The sequence below is a fragment of the Nonomuraea sp. NPDC001831 genome, assembly GCF_042892035.1.
Lineage (GTDB): Bacteria > Actinomycetota > Actinomycetes > Streptosporangiales > Streptosporangiaceae > Nonomuraea.
In genome coordinates this window covers 51,649-73,474 of sequence record NZ_JBIATU010000012.1, presented here as the reverse complement: position 1 = coordinate 73,474, position 21,826 = coordinate 51,649, and the positions used below count along the sequence as shown (strand labels likewise).

The 21,826-nt window shown below is 71.6% G+C and carries 15 protein-coding genes; 9 read left to right on the top strand and 6 right to left on the bottom strand.

All coding sequences use genetic code 11. The features are described from left to right. Positions 1–111: 111 nt before the first annotated feature. Positions 112–1,488, bottom strand: a complete 1,377-nt coding sequence (locus tag ACFYYW_RS32725; RefSeq protein WP_387654462.1) for a carbohydrate-binding protein — start codon at positions 1,486–1,488, stop codon at positions 112–114. A gap of 165 nt (positions 1,489–1,653) precedes the next feature. Here ACFYYW_RS32725 and ACFYYW_RS32720 point away from each other — a divergent pair, with 165 nt between their 5' ends. From ACFYYW_RS32720 to ACFYYW_RS32700, 5 genes are all read left to right on the top strand, one after another. Next, entirely contained in the window at positions 1,654–2,835 is a 1,182-nt protein-coding gene (locus tag ACFYYW_RS32720) for a zinc-dependent alcohol dehydrogenase (RefSeq protein ID WP_387654459.1), read from the top strand. A 41-nt stretch (positions 2,836–2,876) separates the two neighbouring features. Next, on the top strand, positions 2,877–3,926 hold the full coding sequence (locus tag ACFYYW_RS32715) for an NAD-dependent epimerase/dehydratase family protein (RefSeq protein ID WP_387654457.1): 1,050 nt from the start codon (positions 2,877–2,879) through the stop codon (positions 3,924–3,926). 97 nt (positions 3,927–4,023) lie between these two features. Next, positions 4,024–4,488, top strand: a complete 465-nt coding sequence (locus tag ACFYYW_RS32710; protein WP_387654455.1) for an ATP-binding protein — start codon at positions 4,024–4,026, stop codon at positions 4,486–4,488. 89 nt (positions 4,489–4,577) lie between these two features. Beyond that, positions 4,578–5,477: a dihydropteroate synthase gene (gene folP, locus ACFYYW_RS32705; protein WP_352323007.1), complete on the top strand. Its 900-nt coding sequence runs from the start codon at positions 4,578–4,580 to the stop codon at positions 5,475–5,477. Between the two features lie 14 nt (positions 5,478–5,491). Further along, positions 5,492–5,890: a DUF1992 domain-containing protein gene (locus tag ACFYYW_RS32700; protein ID WP_352323008.1), complete on the top strand. Its 399-nt coding sequence runs from the start codon at positions 5,492–5,494 to the stop codon at positions 5,888–5,890. Between the two features lie 130 nt (positions 5,891–6,020). Here the strand turns inward: ACFYYW_RS32700 and ACFYYW_RS32695 are convergent, their stop codons facing one another. Beyond that, positions 6,021–8,333 (bottom strand): glycoside hydrolase family 6 protein, encoded by a 2,313-nt coding sequence (locus ACFYYW_RS32695; protein ID WP_387654450.1) that lies wholly within the window; start codon positions 8,331–8,333, stop codon positions 6,021–6,023. 366 nt (positions 8,334–8,699) lie between these two features. On the opposite strand from ACFYYW_RS32695, the gene ACFYYW_RS32690 reads away from it, so the two are divergent. The 3 genes from ACFYYW_RS32690 to ACFYYW_RS32680 all read left to right on the top strand — a co-directional run bounded on the left by ACFYYW_RS32690 (position 8,700) and on the right by ACFYYW_RS32680 (position 16,024). After that, positions 8,700–11,588: a glycoside hydrolase family 48 protein gene (locus ACFYYW_RS32690; protein WP_387654447.1), complete on the top strand. Its 2,889-nt coding sequence runs from the start codon at positions 8,700–8,702 to the stop codon at positions 11,586–11,588. An 11-nt stretch (positions 11,589–11,599) separates the two neighbouring features. Beyond that, entirely contained in the window at positions 11,600–14,359 is a 2,760-nt protein-coding gene (locus ACFYYW_RS32685; RefSeq protein WP_387654444.1) for a glycoside hydrolase family 9 protein, read from the top strand. 75 nt (positions 14,360–14,434) lie between these two features. After that, positions 14,435–16,024: a cellulase family glycosylhydrolase gene (locus ACFYYW_RS32680; protein ID WP_387654441.1), complete on the top strand. Its 1,590-nt coding sequence runs from the start codon at positions 14,435–14,437 to the stop codon at positions 16,022–16,024. 134 nt (positions 16,025–16,158) lie between these two features. Here ACFYYW_RS32680 and ACFYYW_RS32675 read toward each other — a convergent pair whose 3' ends face one another. Both ACFYYW_RS32675 and ACFYYW_RS32670 read right to left on the bottom strand, forming a co-directional pair. Next, positions 16,159–16,680: a hypothetical protein gene (locus tag ACFYYW_RS32675; RefSeq protein WP_387654438.1), complete on the bottom strand. Its 522-nt coding sequence runs from the start codon at positions 16,678–16,680 to the stop codon at positions 16,159–16,161. Continuing rightward, positions 16,677–17,750 carry a lytic polysaccharide monooxygenase gene (locus ACFYYW_RS32670; protein ID WP_387654435.1) on the bottom strand — a complete coding sequence of 358 codons (1,074 nt, stop codon included), beginning with the start codon at positions 17,748–17,750 and terminating at the stop codon, positions 16,677–16,679. Before ACFYYW_RS32670 ends, ACFYYW_RS32675 begins: the two co-directional genes overlap by 4 nt. A 268-nt stretch (positions 17,751–18,018) precedes the next feature. Between ACFYYW_RS32670 and ACFYYW_RS32665 the strand changes: the two genes are divergently transcribed. After that, on the top strand, positions 18,019–19,380 hold the full coding sequence (locus ACFYYW_RS32665; RefSeq protein ID WP_387654432.1) for a cellulose binding domain-containing protein: 1,362 nt from the start codon (positions 18,019–18,021) through the stop codon (positions 19,378–19,380). Between the two features lie 71 nt (positions 19,381–19,451). Here the strand turns inward: ACFYYW_RS32665 and ACFYYW_RS32660 are convergent, their stop codons facing one another. Together ACFYYW_RS32660 and ACFYYW_RS32655 are read right to left on the bottom strand one after the other, a co-directional pair. Continuing rightward, positions 19,452–20,789, bottom strand: a complete 1,338-nt coding sequence (locus tag ACFYYW_RS32660; RefSeq protein WP_387654429.1) for a protein kinase — start codon at positions 20,787–20,789, stop codon at positions 19,452–19,454. Continuing rightward, positions 20,776–21,747, bottom strand: a complete 972-nt coding sequence (locus tag ACFYYW_RS32655) for a LacI family DNA-binding transcriptional regulator (protein WP_352325287.1) — start codon at positions 21,745–21,747, stop codon at positions 20,776–20,778. Before ACFYYW_RS32655 ends, ACFYYW_RS32660 begins: the two co-directional genes overlap by 14 nt. Between the last annotated feature and the right edge of the window lie 79 nt (positions 21,748–21,826).

Here is a 21,826-nt window from a genome sequence, read left to right as displayed (position 1 = left end):
GGCCGCTTGAAGCGCATGGGCCGGGCGATGTCCCTGACGGAGGAGTGGGACATCGCCCGGCCGCGCGGTCCAGGTCGTGAGGGGGTATCTCCGCCCTGGACGTCTAGGGGGTCAGACGCGCTGCCAGAGAGCCGGCACGTTCGGCGGCTCCCAGCCGGGCTGGGCGGTGTGCCCCTGGAGGCAGCGGTAGGTCGAGCCGCCGTAGGTCACCGTCGCGCCGGCCGCGTACGTCGTGCCCGCCGCCCACGTGCCGCCGACGGTGGTCGTGACCGTCGGCGTGCTGGTCGGGCCGGGGCCGCCGCCCTGGGTGGCGAGGGTCAGGCCGTAGGTGGACAGGATCTCGTTGACCGGCTGGAAGTACGTCGTGCCGCCGGAGCTGCAGTTGCCCGAGCCGCCCGACGTCACGCCCTGGGCCTGGTCGCCGGAGATGAACGAGCCGCCGGAATCGCCGGGCTCGGCGCAGACGTTGGTCCGCGTCACGCCGGAGACGGTGCCCTCCTGGTAGGTGACGCTGGCGTTGAGCTGCTGGACCGAGCCGCAGTGGTAACCGGTGGTCGATCCGGCGCGGCAGACGGCCGAGCCCACCTGGGCGACGGTCGAGCCGCGTACGGGCAGGATGCCGGCGCTGTAGCCGTTCACCACGCCGGTCGGGGTCCACTGGCCGTTGACCTCGACCCAGGAGTAGTCGTTGCCCGGGAAGGACGAGCCGCGGAACGTGCCCATGGCGACCCGGTTGGAGCCGGACGTGCTGGACCCGGCGGTGCCGCAGTGGCCGGCGCTGACGAAGCCGCCCTGCGAGCCGGCCTTGGTCACCGAGAAGCCGACGGAGCAGCGGGTGCCGGAGCCGATGTAGTAGGCGTCGCCGCCGCGGACGTCGTAGAACAGCGTGGGCTTCTCGGCCGAGCGCACGACCTGGACGGCGGAGGCGTCCGCGCCGCTGGCCTTCACCCAGGCGGCGGCCTTGGCGGGGTTGGAGCTGAGGACGACGACGGTGTTGTTGACGACGTCCACGTACCAGACGGGGGCGGTCTTCGGGGCCTTGGCCGAGGCGGCGTCGAGCCTGGCCTTGACCCCGTCGAGGCTGCTCAGCGAGCGGGCGACCACGCGGGCCTGCACACCGGCCTTGGTGATGGCGGCCACCTGCGCCGGGTCGGTGGTGGCGGTGATCGGGGTGGAGGTGGGGCCGGTCACCCAGGAGCCGGCGTAGGAGGCGCCTAAGTGGGCGCGCAGGGTGGGTTCGAGACCGGCCGCGGCGGCCTCGTTGACCAGGCGGGCCTCGGCCTGCTGGCCGGTGATGCCGAGGTCCCGGCTCATGGCGTCGACCAGGCCCTGCGGGGGGTCGGCGACGGCTTCCGCGTTGCTGCGGGCGATGGAGTAGGGGGTCTCGTCCTGGGCCGTGGCGCCCTTCGCCGCGAAGGCCAGGGCCGGGACGCTGATCATGGTGACGGCGATCGCGATGCCCGCCGTCACGGTCTTCCTGGGGAGCATGTGCACGTCTCCTCGCGTACAGGGGGGTGTCTGCACGGTACGAGTCCGAATACGAGGAGTGGTCGTCTCAAAACACCCCTATCACGGTGTTATGGGGCAAACCGTTTGGAGCCTTATGTGGGGGTATGCGGGATTTGTGCCGTCCGAATCCCATCTGGAGGCGTCATGAAGGCCGTCACCTGGCACGGCAAGCGGGACGTACGGGTCGAGGAGGTCCCCGACCCGGCCATCAAGGAGCCCAACGACGCGGTGATCAGGGTGACCAGCACCGGCATCTGCGGCTCCGACCTGCACCTGTACGAGGTGCTCGGGCCCTTCATGGCCGAGGGCGACATCCTCGGCCACGAGCCCATGGGCGTCGTCGAGGCCGTCGGGGCCGCCGTCACCGACATCAAACCCGGCGACCGCGTGGTCATCCCGTTCAACATCGCCTGCGGCCACTGCCACATGTGCGGCCTGGAGCTGTACGCGCAGTGCGAGACCACGCAGGTGAAGGAGCAGGGCATGGGCGCCGCGCTGTTCGGCTACACCAGGCTGTACGGCCAGGTGCCCGGCGGCCAGGCCGAGTACCTGCGCGTGCCCGAGGCCCAGTTCGGCCCGATCAAGGTGCCCGAGGGCCCGCCGGACGAGCGCTTCCTGTTCCTGTCCGACGTGCTGCCGACCGCCTGGCAGGCCGTGGACTACGCGGAGATCCCGGACGGCGGCAGCGTCACCGTCTTCGGCCTCGGCCCCATCGGCCAGATGTGCGCCCGCATCGCCCGCCACCTCGGCCACCGCGTGATCGGCGTGGACGGCGTCACCGAACGCCTGGAGATGGCCCGCCGCCACGGCATCGAGGTCGTGGACGGCAGCGAGACCTCCGACGTGCCCGGGGCGATCCGCGAGCTCACCTCGGGCCGCGGCACCGACTCGGTGATCGACGCCGTCGGCATGGAGGCCCACGGCTCGCCGGCCGCCAAGATCGCCCAGACGCTCACCGGGCTGCTGCCCGACGCGGTGGCCGCGCCGCTGATGTCCCACGCGGGCGTCGACCGGCTGGCCGCGCTCAACCAGGCCATCGACACCGTCCGCCGGGGCGGCGTCATCTCCGTCATCGGCGTCTACGGCGGCATGACCGACCCGATGCCGATGCTGCGCATGTTCGACAAGGGCATCACGCTGCGGATGGGCCAGGCCCACGTGCGGCGGTGGATCAACCGGATCATGCCGCTGGTCACCGACGACTCCGACCCGCTCGGCGTCATGGACCTGACCACCCACCGCATGCCGCTGGAGGAGGCGCCGCAGGCGTACGAGATGTTCCAGAAGAAGGCGGACGGCGCGATAAAGCTCGTGCTGCAGCCCTGACCAGGGGTTTCACCCTCGGGAGCGCGGGCAGCGGTGCGGTCATGAGAGTCGTGGTGGTCGGGGCTACCGGCAATGTCGGCACGAGCGTCGTACGCGCGCTCGCCGCGGATGACAACGTGACGTCGATCGTGGGCGTGGCCCGCCGGCTGCCGGGATGGCGCATCGACCGCACCGAGTGGCGGCAGGCCGACGTCGCCACCGGCGACCTGTCCCGCATCTTCGAGGGCGCCGACGCCGTCGTGCACCTCGCGTGGCTGTTCCAGCCCACCAGGGACCCGGCCGTGACCTGGCGGGCGAACGTGCTGGGCAGCATGCGGGTGTTCCGCGCGGTGGCCGAGGCCGGGGTGCCCGCGCTGGTCCACGCCTCCTCGGTCGGCGCGTACTCGCCGGGCCCCAAGGACCGTCCGGTGGACGAGAGCTGGCCCACGCACGGCTGGCCGGGCGCCGCGTACGGCCGGGAGAAGGCGTACGTCGAGCGGGTGCTCGACGTCTTCGAGCACGACCACCCGGCGATCCGCGTGGTGCGGATGCGGCCGGGGTTCATCTTCCAGCGGGCGGCGGCCACCGAGCAGCGCCGACTGTTCGCCGGGCCGTTCCTGCCGCGCCGGCTGGTCCGGCCCGGCCGCATCCCGTTCGTGCCCGACGTGCCCGGACTGCGGCTCCAGGTGCTGCACGCCGACGACGCGGCCGAGGCGTACCGGCTGGCGGTGACCAGGACGGTGTCGGGGGCCTTCAACCTGGCCGCCGAACCCGTGCTCGACCCCGCCGACCTGGCCAAGCTCCTCGGCACGCGGACGATACCGGTCAAGCCCTGGCTGGCCAGGACGCTGATGTCGGCCGGCTGGCACCTGCGGCTGGTGCCCGCCTCGCCCGGCCTGCTCGAACTGGCCCTGCGCATCCCCGTCATGAAGACCGACAGGGCCAGGGACGTCCTAGGCTGGCGGCCGCGGCACTCCTCCTGGGACGCCATGCGCGAGCTGCTGGACGGCCTGCACGACGGCGCCGGCATGGAGACCCCGCCGCTGGCCCCCGACGGCGGCCCGCTGGGCCGGGTCAAGGAGCTGGCCACAGGGGTCGGCACCCATCCCTGATCCGCAGGTGTAGGGCCGCCCGGCCGGGGAAGGGGACGGTTCTCTACGCAAGGTCCAGAGGCGTGGCCTGCGTGTCGTGACGACACGAAGGAGCGCCATGGCCCTTCTCCTGACCCAGGTCTTCACCCTCCACGACGTCACCAAGCTGCGCCGCGCGGTCGCCGAGCAGGCGGAGAACAGCGGGCTGCGCGACGGCCGGCTTGACGACTTCGTGCTCGCCGTGCACGAGAGCGTGGTCAACGCCGTGGAGCACGCGGGCGGGCGCGGGCACCTGACGTTGTGGACGGTCGACGGCGTCATCCGCTCGGAGACGACGGACCAGGGGACGGGCATCCCGCAGGCCTACCTCGACGGGGACGTCCAGCCGTCCAGCTTCTCCTACACCGGCCGCGGCATCTACCTGATCCGGCGGTTGTGCGACGTCGTGGACGTCCGCACCGGCCCGGACGGCACCACGGTCCGGCTCACCATGCGCCTGCCGCACGCGTCCGTCCCGCCGAGCTCCATGAAACGGATCCGGGTCACCGGCGGCGGCGGGCCCTCCGGGCACTTCCAGGTCTGAGCGCGGGCGCGCCCGACCGCGCCCGACCGCGCCCGATCGCGCTGCCACGGCCCCGGGTAGGCTCGGCAGGAGACGGAAGGGGCCACTACGTGAGCGGCGGAAACAATCCCCCCGAGATCATCTCCCCGGTCCGCCGCATCGGGCGGCGGGAGTTCGATTTCGAACGCCAGATCGCCATCATGGCCATCGTCAACAGGACCCCCAACTCCTTCCACGACCAGGGGCGCACGTACGAGCTCGACCGCGCGGTCGCGGCCTGCGCGCGGGCCGTCGAGGAGGGCGCCGACTGGGTGGACATCGGCGGGTTCGCCTTCAGCGCCGCCCAGGCCGCGATCGGCGTCGAGGAGGAGATCGAGCGGGTGGTCCCGGTGATCGCCGAGGTCAGGGCCGCCACCGACGCCGTCATCTCGGTCGACACCCACCGCCCCGAGGTCGCCAGGGCGGCCGTCGAGGCCGGCGCCGACGTCATCAACGACACCAACGGCCTGCGCGAGCCCGGCCTGGCCGAGGTCGCGGCCGAGACCGGCGCCAGCGTGGTCGTCACCCACAGCCTCGGCGGCCCCGGCCGGCGGGTCTTCCGCCCGAGCTACGACGACGTCGTCGCCGAGGTCGCCGGCTTCCTGCGCGAGCGGGTCGCCTTCGCGCTCAAGGCCGGCATCGCCCCCGACCGGATCATCATCGACCCGGGCCACGACCTGAACAAGAACACCTTCCACTCCCTGGAGCTGACGCGGCGGCTGGAGGAGATCACCGCGATCGGCTATCCCACCCTGGTCGCGCTGTCGAACAAGGACTTCATCGGCGAGACCATCGACCGCCCGCAGGGTGAGCGCAAGGAGGGGACGATCGCCGCGAACGTCGTCTCCATCCTCAAGGGCGCCCGGATCCTGCGGGTGCACGACGTCGCCGCGACGGTGGCGTCCGTGCGCATGACCGAGGCCGTGCTCGGCTGGCGCGGGCCGGTCGCGCCGAGCCACAACCTGGCCTGAGAGGAGCCGCGTCCGTGACCGACCGCAAGCCGGCGGGCATGCCGTTCGAGAGCTGGATCGACCGGCAGATCCGCGAGGCGGCCGAGCGTGGGGAGTTCGACGACCTGCCGGGCGCGGGCAAGCCGCTGCCCGGCCTCGACCGGCCGCACGACGAGATGTGGTGGATCAAGCAGAAGCTGGAGAGCGAGGGGCTGTCCATGCCGCTGCCCCCGACGCTGGCGCTGCGCAAGGAGGCCGAGGAGGCGCTGCGGCAGGCCCGCGGGGCCCGGTCCGAGACCGAGGTGCGGCAGATCCTCGAAGAGGTCAACGAGAAGATCCGCGAGGCGATCAGGAAGGGCCTGCCGGGGCCGCCGCTCAACCTGATGCCCTTCGACGTCGATCACGTCGTGTCGGAGTGGCGCGCGAGCCGCTGAGCGGCGCACCCGCCGACGCGGAAGGGGCCCGGGCGCCGGCCCGGGCCCCTTCGCCGGACGAGGGGCCCGGGTCAGGCGGGCCCCTCGGTCGGCGGCCGGGGGCCCCGGAGCCCCCGGCCGACTCGGTGAGCTAGCTGACCGGCGGGTAGGCGTTCCTGACCAGCTCCTGGAACTGGGCGGAGAACCACTGGCCGGACAGCGGGGCGCCGCCGAGGGCGCCCGACATGTTGTTGCCGTTGAGGTTGTTGCCGGTGTAGGTCGGGTCGCACATACGGTCGAACTTCTTGCCCTCGTCGTTCGGGATGTCGGTGCTGGCGCCGTCGGACTCGCCCGGCGGCTTGATCCAGACGTAGGCGTCGAAACCGGCCTCGGGGCTGGCCGTCGGCCGCGCGCCGAGACCTGCGCCGCTCTGGTTGCACCAGTTGCCGGCGTGGATGCGCCGGTCGACGCGTGACTGGTTGACGAAGGTGTTCACGTCCGTCGAGGTGCTCGCGCCGCTCGGACGGGCGGCGCCGCCCCAGCCGTTGCGCGAGGTGTCGACCAGCATGCCGAGCCCGGACTTGAAGCCCTTGTTGACCAGCGCGGTGCGCAGAGCCGTGGCGAAGGTGGACTCGTCCACGTAGTAGTTCCAGTCGATCCACTTGGACTGGCGGACGGTCTGGCCGTTCACCATGGTGTTGATCGTGAAGTAGGGCTCCTTGGTGGCGGAGTAGTTGGCGGTGTTGACGATGAAGCCGTCCACGCTGTCCACGCCGGCCGTGGTGCCCGCGGCCATGTTGTAGAAGAGGTTCACGGCGGGGCCGAAGTTCGAGTCCCAGCCGAGCCAGGCGTGGTGGGCGGCGTCCACGTAGGTGTAGACGTTGGTGATGGCGTGCAGCTTGTTGAGCGCGTACCGGACGCCGTCGATGTAGCCGCCGGGCCCGTTGGCCTCGGCGCACTTCGGGAAGTTGTTGATGTTGGTGATCAGGTTGGGCAGCGAGTCGGGCTCGATGATCGTGACGATGCGCAGGTTGGCGTACTTGGGGTCGCGCAGGATGTTCGCGATCACGTCGATGTACTCGGCCTTGTAGCGGTTGAAGCCGTTCTCGGCGATCAGCAGCTCGCCGTTGGAGGCCAGCGCCGAGCAGTCGCGGTTGGGCAGGTCGTAGACGACGAACTGCACGGTCAGCGGGGCCGAGCCGTTGAGCGCGTCCTGGGCCACGGCCTCGTCCAGGTGGGCTTGGAGGCCCATGGCCGAGGAGGAGCCGGCGATGGCCGCGATGCGGTCCAGCCACACGGCGGTGGAGGTGTTGGCGACGGCGGCGCCGCCGGGCTCGGCCGCGGCCTTGGCCTTCCACTGCGGGTTCACGTAGCCGGTGGCGCCGGCGTACGGGTTCTCCACGTGGCCGGTGGGCGGCTGGCCGTCGTCGTCGGCCTCGGTGGCGGTGACCGTCTTGCTGGTCAGGCCGGTGGCGGCGACCGTGAAGGGACGGGTGCCGTTGGTCGTGTCGGCGTCCTGGGCGGCGGCCAGGGTGACCGTCTGGGCGGTGTTCCAGTTGGCGGGCGTGAAGGTGAGCGAGCCGCCGGCGGAGACGGTCAGGTCGGCGTCGCCGCTGCCCGCCGTCGAGGTGACGGTCACGTTCGCGGACGGCTGCGCGGCCAGCTTGACCGTGTACGTCGCCGTCCCGCCCTCGGGCACGGTCACCGACGTGGGCGTCACGAGCAGCGCCTGCTCCACGACCGCGTCGTCGTCCACCTCGGTGGCGTTGACGGTGGCCGAGGTGACGCCGGTGCCGCCGACGGAGAAGGCCGCCGTGCCCGCGGTGGTGTCGGCGTCCTGGGCGGCGGCCAGGGTGACCGTCTGGGCGGTGTTCCAGTTGGCGGGCGTGAAGGTGAGCGAGCCGCCCGCGCTGACGGTCAGGTCGGTGTCACCGCTGGTCCGCTGGGTGGTGACGGTGACGTTCGAGGAGGGGGCGGCGGACAGCTTGGCGGTGAAGGTGGCGGTGCCGCCCTCGTTGACCGCGACCGAGCTGGCGGAGGTGACCACCGCGGGGGTGGTGGGGTTGACGCCGCCGCAGGTCACGCCGTTCACGGTGAAGGAGGTGGGCGGGTTGTTGCTGCCCGTCCAGGTGCCGTTGAAGCCCATGGTGGTGGTGGCGCCGGTGGCCAGGCTGCCGTTGTAGGGCATGTTCGTCGCGGTGACGTGCGTGCCCGACTGCGTCCAGTTGGCGCTCCAGCCGGTCGGGGTGTACTTCTGGCCGGTGCCGGGGAAGTCGAAGCCCAGCGTCCACGAGGTGATCGGGTCGCCGGTGTTCTTCAACGTGATGTTCGCGGTGAAACCGCCCTGACCGGGGCTGCTCGTCCACGAGTTGGCGGAGTAGGTCACGTCGCAGTTCACCGCGGCGCTGGCGGCCGTGGTCTGGCCGACGACGAGCCCGAGGGCCGCGACGCTCGCGGCGGTCATGGTCACGGCCCATCGGCGTGGGCCGCTGTGGAGTCTCACTAGCGATCATCTCCAGAACGTCAGTTGGCTGGGAGCGCTCCCATAGTGAGACGCCCTCCCGGCCCTGTAAATGAGTGCGGCTCCGCGGCGGGCGTTCCCGGGCCGCATGCTCGCCGAATGCCCCGTAACGTGGATGAAACTTTCATCATCGGCAGCCTGGTGAGAGGAAACGCGGGGGCCGGCGGACGGGCGATCCGTTGACATACGCCGCCGGTCACCCACAATCCCCCTTGGGAGCGCTCCCACACCCCCTACTCCCATGGAGATCCCTTGAAACACAGACCTCCTTCCCGCCTTTCCCGCCTGTCGAGGCGGCTCGCCGCAGCCGTGACGCTCGTGCTCGCGGCGGGCACGACCACGACCCTCGCGGCGCTGCCCGCGCACGCGGCCGTCGCCTGCGACGTGACGTACACCGCCAACCAGTGGACGAGCGGCCCCGGCCAGGGCGGGTTCACCGCCAACCTGACCCTGAAGAACACCGGCGACCCGATCACCTCGTGGACGCTCGGCTTCGACTTCCCCGGCACCGGCCAGAAGTACACCCCGACCGGCTGGAGCGCCAACTGGACGCAGTCGGGCACCCACGTCACCGCGACGAACATGCCGTGGAACGGCAGCCTGGCCACCGGCGCCTCGACCACGCTCGGCTTCAACGGCACCTGGACGGGCAGCAACCCGAGCCCGACCTCGTTCACCGTGAACGGCGTGACCTGCGGCGGCGCCAACACCCCGCCCACGGTCGCGCTGACCTCGCCCACCGCCGGCCAGACGTTCACCGCACCGGCCACCGTGGCCATCGCCGCGAACGCCGCCGACACCGACGGCACGGTCTCCAAGGTCGACTTCTACCAGGGCTCCACGCTGCTCGGCACCGACACCTCGGCGCCGTACGGCTACACCTGGCAGAACGTGGCCGCGGGCAGCTACTCGATCACCGCGAAGGCCACCGACAACGGCGGCGCGACCACGACCTCGGCCCCCGTCGGGATCACCGTCTCGCAGGACACCGGGCCCGCCCTCGTGGTGAGCCCGACCACGATCTCCGTGCCGGAGAAGGGGACCGCGGGCTTCGGCGTGAAGCTCTCGCAGGCGCCCGCCGCGAACGTGACCGTCACCACCGCCCGCACCAGCGGCGACGCCGACCTGACCGTCAGCGCGGGCGGCTCGCTCACCTTCACCCCGGCCAACTGGAACACCATCCAGAACGTCACCCTGGCGGCGGCGGACGACGCCGACACCACCAGCGGCACCGCCGAGTTCACGGTGAGCGCGACCGGCTACAGCCCGGTCAAGGTCACCGCCGGCGAGGCGGACGACGACCTGGGCGGCGACAACGAGTACGTCAAGCGGTTCGTCGAGATGTACAACGAACTGCACGACCCGGCCAACGGGTACTTCTCGCCCGACGGCGTGCCGTACCACTCGGTGGAGACGTTCATGGTCGAGGCGCCCGACCACGGGCACGAGACCACGTCCGAGGCCTACAGCTACTACCTGTGGCTGGAGGCGACCTACGGGCAGGTGACCGGCGACTGGGCGAAGTTCAACAACGCGTGGGCCTCGATGGAGAAGTACATCATCCCCTCGACCGCCGACCAGCCGACGAACTCCTTCTACAACCCCGCCAAGCCGGCCACGTACGCCGGTGAGTGGAACGACATCAAGCAGTACCCGACGCAGCTCGACTCCGGGGTGTCCGTGGGCTCGGACCCGCTGGCCAACGAGCTGAAGAGCGCGTACAACACCAGTGACGTCTACGGCATGCACTGGCTGCTCGACGTCGACAACACCTACGGCTTCGGCCGCTGCGGCGACGGCACGAGCAAGAACACCTACATCAACACCTACCAGCGCGGCCCGGAGGAGTCGGTCTTCGAGACCATCCCGCAGCCGTCCTGCGACACGTTCAAGTTCGGCGGCCCCAACGGCTACCTCGACCTGTTCACCAAGGACAGCAACTACGCCAAGCAGTGGAAGTACACCAACGCCCCCGACGCCGACGCGCGGGCCGTCCAGGCGGCGTACTGGGCGCAGACGTGGGCCAAGCAGCAGGGCAAGGAGTCGCAGATCTCCGCGTCGGTCGCCAAGGCCGCCAAGATGGGCGACTACCTGCGGTACGCGATGTACGACAAGTACTTCAAGAAGCCCGGCTGCACCAGCACCTCGTGTGCCGCGGGCACCGGCAAGGACGCCTCCAACTACCTGCTGTCCTGGTACTACGCCTGGGGCGGCGCGAGCGACACCAGCGCGGGCTGGGCCTGGCGCATCGGCTCCAGCCACAACCACTCCGGCTACCAGAACCCGCTCGCGGCCTGGGCGCTGGCCAACGTGGCCGAGCTGAAGCCCAAGAGCGGCACCGGCGCGGCCGACTGGAGCACCAGCCTGACCCGCCAGCTGCAGTTCTACACCTGGCTCCAGTCGGCCGAGGGCGCCATCGCGGGCGGCGCGACCAACAGCTGGGAGGGCCACTACGCCAGCCCGCCGGCGGGGCTGCCGAAGTTCCACGGCATGACCTACGACTGGCAGCCCGTCTACCACGACCCGCCGTCGAACCAGTGGTTCGGGTTCCAGGCGTGGACCATGGAGCGGGTGGCCGAGCTCTACTACGCCTCGGGCAACGCCGACGCCAAGGCGCTGCTGGACAAGTGGGTCACCTGGGCGATGGCCAACACCAAGATCAACGCGGACGGCACGTACGAGATGCCGTCGACGCTGAAGTGGACCGGCCAGCCCGCCGGTGACTTCAGCGCCACGAGCGGCATGCCGCCGGCCAACCCCGGCCTGCACGTGACGGTCGCCGACTACACCAACGACGTCGGCGTGGCCGGCTCGTACGCCAAGGCCCTGATGTACTACGCGGCCAAGGCGAACAACGCGGCGGCCAGGACCATGGCCAAGGCGCTGCTGGACGGCGTGTGGAAGAACCGCGACGCCAAGGGCGTGTCGGTGTCGGAGACCAAGACCGACTACAAGCGGCTGAACGACCCGGTCTACGTGCCCCCGGGCTGGACCGGCAAGATGCCGAACGGCGACACGATCAACTCCAGCTCGACGTTCATGTCCATCAGATCGTTCTACAAGAACGACCCCGACTGGCCCGAGGTGAACGCCTACCTCCAGGGCACCGGCCCGGCTCCGACGTTCAACTACCACCGCTTCTGGGCGCAGGTGGACGTGGCCGTGGCCCTGGCCGAGTACGGGCGGCTCTTCCCGTGAGAAAGCCGGCGATGATCGCCGCGGCGTCGCTGGTCCTGCCCCTGCTCGCAGGGGTGGGGCCGGTGGCCCACGCGGCCGCGCCCGCCTTCGCCTACGGTGAGGCGCTGCAGAAGTCGCTGTGGTTCTACGAGGCCCAGCAGTCGGGCGACCTGCCCGCCTGGAACCGCGTCTCCTGGCGCGGCGACTCGGGCCTGAACGACGGCAAGGACGCCGGGCTGGACCTGACCGGAGGCTGGTACGACGCGGGCGACCACGTCAAGTTCGGCTTCCCGATGGCCTTCTCGGCCACGATGCTGGCCTGGGGCGGCGTGGAGTACCGCGACGCCTACGCGGGCTCCGGCCAGCTCACCCACCTGCTGAACAACCTGAGGTTCGTCAACGACTACTTCGTCAAGGCCCACCCGTCGGCCAACGTGCTGTACGGGCAGGTCGGCAACGGCGGCACCGACCACGCCTGGTGGGGGCCGGCCGAGGCCATGCAGATGAACCGGCCCGCCTACAAGATCGACGCGTCCTGCGGCGGTTCGGACCTGGCGGGGGAGACGGCGGCGGCGATGGCGGCCTCGTCGATCGTCTTCCGCCCGACCGATCCGGCGTATGCCGACAAGCTGGTGACGCACGCCAAGCAGCTCTACTCCTTCGCCGACACGGTCAGGAAGAAGTACAGCGACTGCATCAGCGACGCCCAGGGCTACTACAACTCCTGGAGCGGCTACAACGACGAGCTGGTCTGGGGGGCGATCTGGCTCTACCGGGCCACGAACGACGCCGCCTACCTGGCCAAGGCCGAGGCCGGTTACGACAACCTGGGCAACGAGCCGCAGACCACGACGAAGTCGTACAAGTGGACGATCGCCTGGGACGACAAGTCGTACGGCGCGTACGTGCTGCTGCACAAGCTCACCGGCAAGCAGAAGTACCTGGACGACGCCGACCGCTGGCTCGACTGGTGGACGGTCGGCGTCAACGGCTCCAAGGTCAAATACTCGCCGGGCGGCCAGGCCGTGCTGGACCGGTGGGGGTCGCTGCGGTACGCGGCCAACACCTCGTTCGTCGCGCTAGTGCACAGCGACTCGATCACCGACCCGGAGCGCAAGGCCCGCTACCACGACTTCGCGGTCCGGCAGATCAACTACGCGCTCGGCGACAACCCGCGCAACTCCTCGTACCTGATCGGGTTCGGGGCCAACCCGCCGAAGAACCCGCACCACCGCACCGCGCACGGCTCGTGGACCGACCAGATCACCAACCCGGTCAACAGCCGCCACACCCTGTACGGCGCGCTGGTCGGCGGCCCGCCCGACCCCGACGACGTCTACGCCGACAAACGCGACGACTACGTGATGAACGAGGTCGCGACCGACTACAACGCCGGCTTCACCGGCGCGCTGGCCCGGCTCTACAAGGAGTACGGGGGAGCGCCCGCGGCGAACTTCCCGCCCGCCGAGACCCCGGACGGCCCGGAGATCTTCGTCGAGGCCGGCGTGAACGCCTCCGGCACGAACTTCACCGAGATCAAGGCCATCGTGCGCAACCAGTCGGCCTGGCCCGCCCGGGTCCTGTCGGACGGCTCGTTCCGCTACTACTTCACCCTCGACGGCTCGACGACCGCCTCGCAGATCAGCGTGTCGTCGGCCTACACGCAGTGCAAGGCCCCCACGCTCGGCTCGGCCGGCGGGAGCGTGCTCTACGTGGACATCGACTGCTCGGGGCAGGCCATCGCCCCGGCCGGGCAGTCGCAGCACCGCAGGGAGGTGCAGTTCAGGATCACCAGCGCGGGCGCCTGGAACCCGGCCGACGACTGGTCGTACCAGGGCATCCCGGCCACGCCGGGCGCGACGCCGGTGCAGACGAAGAACATCACCCTCTACAGCGGCGCCACCAAGATCTGGGGTGAGCCCCCGGGTCCGGAGGAGCAGGACACGACAGCGCCCAGCAAGCCGGGCAAACCCGCGGTCTCCGGGATCACGGGCACGGCGGCGAAGCTGAGCTGGACGGCCTCCACGGACAACATGGGAGTGACCGGTTACGACGTCTACCTGGGGTCCACCAAGGCGGGCACGGCCACCGGCACCTCCTTCGACCTGAGCGGGCTCACCCCTGCCACGGCCTACGCCGCCCACGTGGTGGCCAGGGACGCGGCGGGCAACACCTCGGCGTCCTCGGACGAGACGACGTTCACCACCACGGACTCCGAGGACAGGACGCCTCCCAGCAAGCCGGGCAAACCGTCCGTCTCGGGCATCACCGGCTCGGGCGCGAAGGTCACCTGGACGGCCTCCACGGACAACGTGGGCGTGACCGGTTATGACGTCTACCTGGGGTCCACCAAGGCGGGCACGGCCACCGGCACCTCGTACGACCTGGGCGGGCTCAGCCCGGCGACGGCGTACACGGTCTCGGTGGTGGCCAGGGACGCGGCGGGCAACAGCTCGACGCCGTCCGACGGCACGTCGTTCACGACCGCCGACCCGCCCCAGGGCGGCTGCGCGGCCACGTTCAAGGTCACCAACTCCTGGGGCGGCGCGTACCAGGCCGAGGTGACCGTCAGGAACGCCGGCCCGGCGGCCATCACGGGCTGGACGGCCGCCTGGACGTCGGCCAACCAGATCACCCAGCTCTGGGGCGGCAAGCTCACCCAGACCGGCTCGTCCGTGTCCGTCAGGAACGAGACGTGGAACGGCGGGCTGGCCGCCGGCGCCACGACCACGTTCGGCTTCATCGCCAACGGCACGCCGTCCACCCCCGCCATCACCTGCACCCCCGCCTGAGCCCCCGACCCCGCCCTCGCCCCGGCCGCCGAGCAGGGGCGGGGGCGGATCCACCCGCTCAGGGAAAGGCAGCACATGCGATCACCCTTCACCGCGCCGGCGCTCGCCGCCGCGCTCGTGACCGCCTCCCTGATCCTGCCGGGCACCGCGGCGCGGGCCGCCACCGGCATCCACGTGAGCGGCACGAAGATCCTGGAAGGCAACGGCCAGGAGTTCGTGATGCGCGGCACCAGCCACGCCCACACCTGGTACCCGGCCCAGACCAAGGCGTTCGCCGACATCAGGTCGCTGAAGGCCAACACCGTGCGCGTCGTGCTCAGCGGCGGCCGGTGGAGCGCCAACTCGGCCTCCGACGTGGCCGGCGTGGTCTCCCTGTGCAAGCAGAACAAGCTCATCTGCGTGCTGGAGGACCACGACACCACCGGGTACGGCGAGCAGAGCGGCGCGTACACGCTCGACCAGGCCGCCGACTACTGGATCAGCGTCAAGAGCGCCCTGGCCGGGCAGGAGGACTACGTCGTCGTCAACATCGGCAATGAGCCGATCGGCAACAACGCCACCACGCCCGGCTGGGCCGAGGCCACCAAGGCCGCGATCACCAAGCTGCGCGCCAACGGCATCCACCATGCGCTGATGGTGGACGCCCCCGCCTGGGGCCAGGACTGGCAGAACGTCATGCGGGACAACGCCGCGTCCGTCCTCGCCGCCGACCCCGAGAAGAACACGATCTTCTCCGTGCACATGTACGGCGTCTACGACACCGCCGCCGAGATCACGTCGTACCTGGACGCGTTCCGGACCGCCGGGCTGCCGCTGGTCATCGGCGAGTTCGGGTTCGACCACTCCGACGGCGACCCCGACGAGGACACGATCATGGCCCAGGCCGTGAGCCGCGGCCTGGGCTACCTCGGCTGGTCGTGGAGCGGCAACGGCGGCGGCGTCGAGTACCTCGACCAGGTCACCGGCTTCGACGTCACCCGGCTCACCCCGTGGGGTCAGCGGCTGTTCAACGGTGCCAACGGCATCGCCGCCACGGCCCGGCCGGCGTCCGTCTACGGCGGAACCACCGACCCGACCCCGCCGAGCGCCCCCGGCGCCCCGGCGGCCTCGAACGTCACCTCGTCCGGCGCCACCCTGACCTGGCCGGCCGCCACCGACAACGTGGGCGTGACCGGGTACGACGTCTACACCTCGGCCGGCGTCCCGCTCGGGGCGACGGCCACCACCTCGATCACCCTGACCGGCCTGTCGCCCTCGACCGCCTACCAGGTGCACGTCAAGGCCAGGGACGCGGCGGGCAACCAGTCGGCCGCCTCGCCCACGGCCGCCTTCACCACCCTGGCCGGCGGCGGCGACGGCGGCTGCACGGCCGTGGGGACCGTCCAGAGCCAGTGGGGCGACGGGTACGTCCTGCAGCCCGTCACGGTGACCAACACCGGCACGGCCACCAGGAACGGCTGGACGGTGACGTTCACGCTGCCCGCCGGCCACACCGTGACCGGCTTCTGGAACGCCGCGGTGACGGTCAGCGGGCGGACCGTGACGGCGCGGAACCTGAGCTACAACGGCACGCTCGCGCCCGGCGCCGCCACCGCTTTCGGGGTCCAGGCCGGTCGTCCGAACGGCGACACGTCCGTTCCGTCCGGTTACACCTGCGCCGGCTAGAGAAGGAGGAGGTGAGGCCGATCAACTGATCCTGCCCGCGACACCATCCCGCCCGGATGGGACGGACGCGGCCGGCGAACCCCCAGCCGGCCGCGTCCGTTTGCGCCGCCCGCCGTGTCCCGGCCTTGACGCGGTCAGCGCGGGTCCTGGGCGTGGGAGAAACGTTCGCGGGCCGCGTCGATGGCCGCCTCGTCCGAGAAGTCGGCGAACGCCTCGTCGTGGTAGCGCGCGGGGATCAGCGCCCGGACCCGCTCCGGATATCCGGGCCCAGGGGCCGGCACCTTGACCTGCGGCGGCACGCCCAGCCGGACGGCGATGGGCCCCGAGGCCCGGACGGACATCGCCCAGTCGCGGCTCTCGCCGACGATCGCGCACAGGTGCCGGGCGTAGACCCAGCGCACCTCGGCCAGGCCGGCGGCGTCCGGCGGGTCCGTGCCGAACGGCTCCACCGCGCACACCACCCGCGACCCGAAGCCGTGCCCGTGCTCGTGGTGCTCCTCGGGCGTGGCCCGTTCGAGTATCAGCGTCACCTGGGCGGCGAGCTCCTGGTCGAGCCGCGCCGACTCCTGGCGGGCGGCGAACAGCGTCGCCCCGGCCAGCGCCAGGCCGGCCAGGGCGACGCCTGCCGCGATCTTCCCGCGACGTGCTCCGGTCACGGGCTCGTGCAGGTCAGCGCGGGTGCGGGGCTCGGAATCGAGCCGGTGGCGTTGAAGCCGAACGTGGTGGACGCGTTCGGCGCGAGCTGACCGTTGTAGGAGGCGTTCCTGACGGAGACGTTCGGCGGCTGGGACGACAGGACGCCGTTCCAGGGGGCGCCGTCGAAGCCCTGGCCGCCGGGGTAGGTCCACTTGACCGTCCAGCCGTTCAGTGACGTGGTGCCGGTGTTCTTCACCGTCACCTCGCCCTGGAAGTGGCCGGCCCAGCCAGTGTCGGTGGCCTTCCAGGTGGCGGTGCAGCCGCCGGGGGGCGGGGTCACCGTCGGGGTGACCGTCGGGGTGGACGTGGGCGTGCCCGAAGGCGTGCCGCCGCCGGGGCCGACGCCGGTGACCTGGCCGTTGCCGCCGTCGAAGACGACGTCGGAGCAGCTGTAGAAGTTCTCGTTGCTGTCGGAGCGGATCCAGTGGGTGTAGATGATGTGCCGCCCGGTCTTGCCGGAGGGGAGCTGGGCGTTCCAGTAGTAGTAGTTGAGCCCGCCGGGGCCGCCGCTGGCGGGCGGGTTGGTGACGCTGCCGAACGACTCCAGGTCCGACCACTTGAGCGGGCCGTCGGGGTTCCAGCCGTTCTTGGTGACGTAGTAGACGAAGGTGCCGGGGTGCTGGGCCCAGTTGCTGTGCCGCATCTGGATGCTCGCGCCCGACGTCAGGTGGGTCAGCGGCCAGTCGGAGCGGACGGCGTTGTAGGCGGTGAAGTCGTAGGGGCCGCCGGTGCCGCCGCTGCAGAGCTGACCGTCGGGGATGAAGCCGCTGGTGCGCCCGGCGCCGTCGGAACGCAGCACGGCGAACCAGTTGTAGAGCGGGGTCGCGCCGCTCTGGGCGACGGCCGCCGCGCAGGCCGGGTTGTAGGACTGGATCTGGCCGTTCTCGCGCAGGCCGTCCTGCCAGCACAGGAAGGTTCTGGCGCCGGGGAACATGGACACGCCGTGGGCCTGCGCCTGCGGCGGCGCGATCAGGACGGTGGCCAGCAGGACCAGGGCGGCGGTGAGCGCCGCCGTCCGAAAGTGTTTCATGGGGATTCCTTCGCGCAGGGGAACACAGGAACGCCCACGATCAGCCCGCCCGGCCAGCGCATTGAACCATGGGCGGCGCCGTCCCGACAACGCGGTGTGAAACTTTCAGCCGATCTCGGTCACGGTTGCCCTGGTGGCCCGGCACCGGGCCGGCGGGCGCGGGCCCGGCCGCTTGCCGTACGAGGGGCGACGCCGGGACGCTGAATGATGGGAGCGCTCCCAGCACCTCCCTCGACCAGAGAAGCGGGAGCAACATGCCATGAGGCGCGTGCAGATCATCATCCTGGCCGTCGCGGCGTCACTCGGCGCCGGCCTGCTCGCGGCACCGGCGCAGGCCGCCCCGGTGCTGTGCGAGAAGTGGGGCTCGGCCACCGTCCAGAACGGCCGCTACATCGTCATGAACAACGTCTGGGGCGCCGACACCGCGCAATGCATAGACGTCAACCAGAACGGCGGCTTCACCGTCACCCGCGCCGACCACGACAAGGCCACGAACGGCGCCCCCGCCGCCTACCCGGCCGTCTACGCCGGCTGCCACTACGCCGCCTGCACCACCGGCAGCGGCCTGCCCGCGCAGGCGAGCTCGGCGGGCTTCGGCGCGCTGAGGTCCACGGTCGCCATGACCTACCCCGCCTCCGGGACCTGGGACGCCGCCTACGACATCTGGTTCGACCCCACCCCGCGCACCGACGGCCAGAACACCGGCGCGGAGGTGATGATCTGGCTCAACAAGCGCGGCCCGATCCAGCCGGTCGGCTCCCAGGTCGGCACGGCGACCCTGGCCGGCGGCACCTGGCAGGTCTGGTACGGCAACATCGGCTGGAACGTCGTCTCCTACGTGCGCACCTCGGCGACCTCCTCGCTCGACTTCGCCGTCGACACCTTCTACTCCGACGCCGTCAGCCGCGGTTACGCCCAGCGTTCGTGGTACCTGACCAGCGTCCAGGCCGGGTTCGAGCCCTGGGTGGGCGGTGCGGGGCTGGCCGTGGACTCCTTCACCTTCGGCTCGGGCGGCGGCACGACCGACCGGACGCCGCCGTCCACGCCGGGCACGCCGGCCGCCTCCGGCACGACCGCCGCCGCCACCACCCTCACCTGGGGCGCCTCCACCGACACCGGCGGCAGCGGCCTGGCCGGCTACGACATCCTGCGCGCCACCGGCGACACCTTCACCCAGGTCGGCACCAGCGCCACGACGTCCTACACCGACACCGGCCTGACCCCCGCCACCACCTACCGCTACCGCGTCAGGGCCCGCGACGGCGCCGGCAACCTCTCACCCGAGTCCGCGGCCGTCACGGTCACCACCCAGAGCGGCGGCGGAGGCGGCTGCGCCGTGACCGCGACCACGCAGAACGCCTGGAGCAACGGCTACGTCATCCAGCCGGTCACCGTCACCAACCGCGGCGCCGCCACCCTGAACGGCTGGACCGTCACCTTCACGCTCCCGCCGGGCCACACGGTCACCGGCTCGTGGGGCGCGAACGTCTCCGTCAGCGGCGGCGCCGTGACCGTGCGGAACCTCCCCTACAACGGCACCCTGGCCCCGAACGCGAGCACGACGTTCGGCTTCCAGGCCGCCCGGCCCGACGGCGACACACGGGTGCCCTCGGGGTACGCCTGCGCCTGACCCGGCGGGCGTGAGGGGTGCGGCTGCGCCTGATCCGGCGGGCGTGAGGGGTGCGGGTCCCGCCGTACCCCTCAGCCGGGCTTCATGGCCCGGTCGATCACCTTGAGCCTGGCCTCCAGCTCCGCCCGGCAGGCGGGGGCCAGGCGGCCCTCCCTGGCCCGGTCGGCGACCTTGCGCCGCACCTCGGCCGTGCCGGTGACCACGGGCCCGCGGACCAGCGAGTCCAGCACCTGCTTCAGGTCGAGCACCACGTCCGCGTCGGTCGTGTCGCACGGTTCGCCGTCTTCGAGCGTGTCGTGGAAGCCGTCCACAGCCTGCTCGACGGTGAGCGGCCCGGCCGGTGAGCTCCGCAGCGCCCGCGAGGCCGACGCCGAGGCGGCCGGCGTGACGGAGGGCGTGACGGAGGGCGTGACAGATGGCGTGACGGGGGGCGTGACGGATGGTGTGACAGATGGCGTGACGGGGGGCGCGACGGATGGCGTGACCTGCGGCGACAGCACCGGCTCCGGCTCGGACCGCTGGAACCACAGCAGCACGGTGAGCGCCAGCAGCGCCGACCCCGCCGCCGTCAGCCCGCGCCGCACCTGCCGGGCGATCCCGGCCGTGCCGAGCGCCGAGGTCAGCGCCGCGACGATCTGCTCGGCCGTGGGCCGCTCCTCGGGCAGGTGCGCCAGGCAGCTCTGGCAGAGCGAGGCGACGCCGTGCGGCACGCCGGTCACCCGGGGCGGGGGATCGGTCCGGCGCGCCGCCTCGATCTCCTCCCACGTCGTCTCCGGGTACGGGGTGCGCCCGGTGAGCATGGCGAACAGCAGCACGCCCAGGGCGTACACGTCCACGGCCGGGTGGGTGGGGGCGGCGAGGAGGCGTTCGGGGGCGACGTAGGGCGGGGTGCCGCGGTCGTCGTCGGGGTCGCCGGCCCAGGCCGCGATGCCGAAGTCGAGCAGCTTGGGGCCGTCGGCGGTGAGCAGCACGTTCTCGGCGGTGACGTCCCGGTGGACCAGGCCGCGGGCGTGCCCGGCCATCAGCACGCGGGCCAGCCGCAGGGCGATGGCCGCCGCCTCGGTCCACGGCAGCGGCCCCTCGGCGATGCGCTCGGCCAGCGGGGTGCCGTCGAGCAGGGGCATCACCACGTACGCGGCCACGCCGCCCTTCGCGGTGACGGTCTCGCCGTAGTCGTAGATCTCGATCGAGTCCCGGTGGATGAACCGGGCCGCGGCACGGGCCTCGCTGCGCACCCGGACGCGTTCGCCGTGGTCGGTGTGGAGGGAGGCGGTCAGCACCTTGACCGCGACCAGCCGCTGCAACGACTGGTCGAAGGCACGCCAGATGACCGACATGCCGCCGTGGGCCAGCGGGTCCAGCAGCAGGTACCGCCGGGCCAGCACGTCCCCCGGCTCAAGCTGACTCACGGATGACCAGTTCCGTGGGCAGGACGGGGTCGATCCCCGTCGCCCCGGTCAGCAGCAGGCGGGTGGCGACCGTGGCGAGCTCCTCGACGGGCTGGCGGATGGTGGTCAGCGCCGGGACGGTGTGCCGGGCCACGGGGGCGTCGTCGAAGCCGATCACGGCGACGTCCGCGGGCACCTTGCGGCCGGCCCGGCGCAGGGCCTGGATCGCGCCGGCCGCCATCAGGTCGGAGGCGACGAAGACGGCGTCGAGGCCGGGCGCGTGGCGTAACAGCCACTGCATGGCGTGCGTGCCCGAGGCCGCGGTGAAGTCGCCGTAGGCCACGGGCACGTCGGGGGCGCCGGCCGACCGCAGGGTGCGGACGAGCCCTTCGAGCCGGTCGCGGGCGGCGGGCAGGGAGGGCGGGCCGCCGATGGCCGCCACGTTCCTGCGGCCCTGTAACAGCAGGTGCTCGGCCGCCTGCCGGCCGCCGTCGAGGTTGTCCACGTCGGCGTAGGGGAGTTTGAGGTCGTGGGGCGGCCGGCCGATGTTGCGGACCGGGATGCCGGCGGTGGACAGCTTGATGGCCAGCGGATGGCGTTCTCGCGCGCCGACGATGAGGACGGCGCCCGACAGCGCGGGCAGCGTGGAGGAGGTGGGCGTCACGGTCGTCACCATGAGGTGGGTGCCGTGCTCGGCGATCACCGCTCCGGCGGCGGACAGGAGCCTGGCGTAGTACGGCTCGGAGAACAGGCGGGGGAGATGGTCGCAGATCACCGCCGTGACGCCGTCGGTCAGCGTCTTGGCGGCGCTGCCCCTGGGCGCGCGTTGTCGGACGTAGCCCATGCGGGAGACGGCGTCGTAGACTTGCCGGCGGGTCGAGGTACTGACCCGCACCGAGCCCGTGAGGACTCGAGATGCGGTCGCGGGGGAAACCCCTGCAGCGGCCGCCACCTGTGCCAGTGTGGGCTGCTCGGTCATGGAGCACCTCGCGGAAAGATCCTGGGAGCGCTCCCACGTTACCAATGTTTCGTCGCTGTTAATAGGGCCTTTGCAGGGG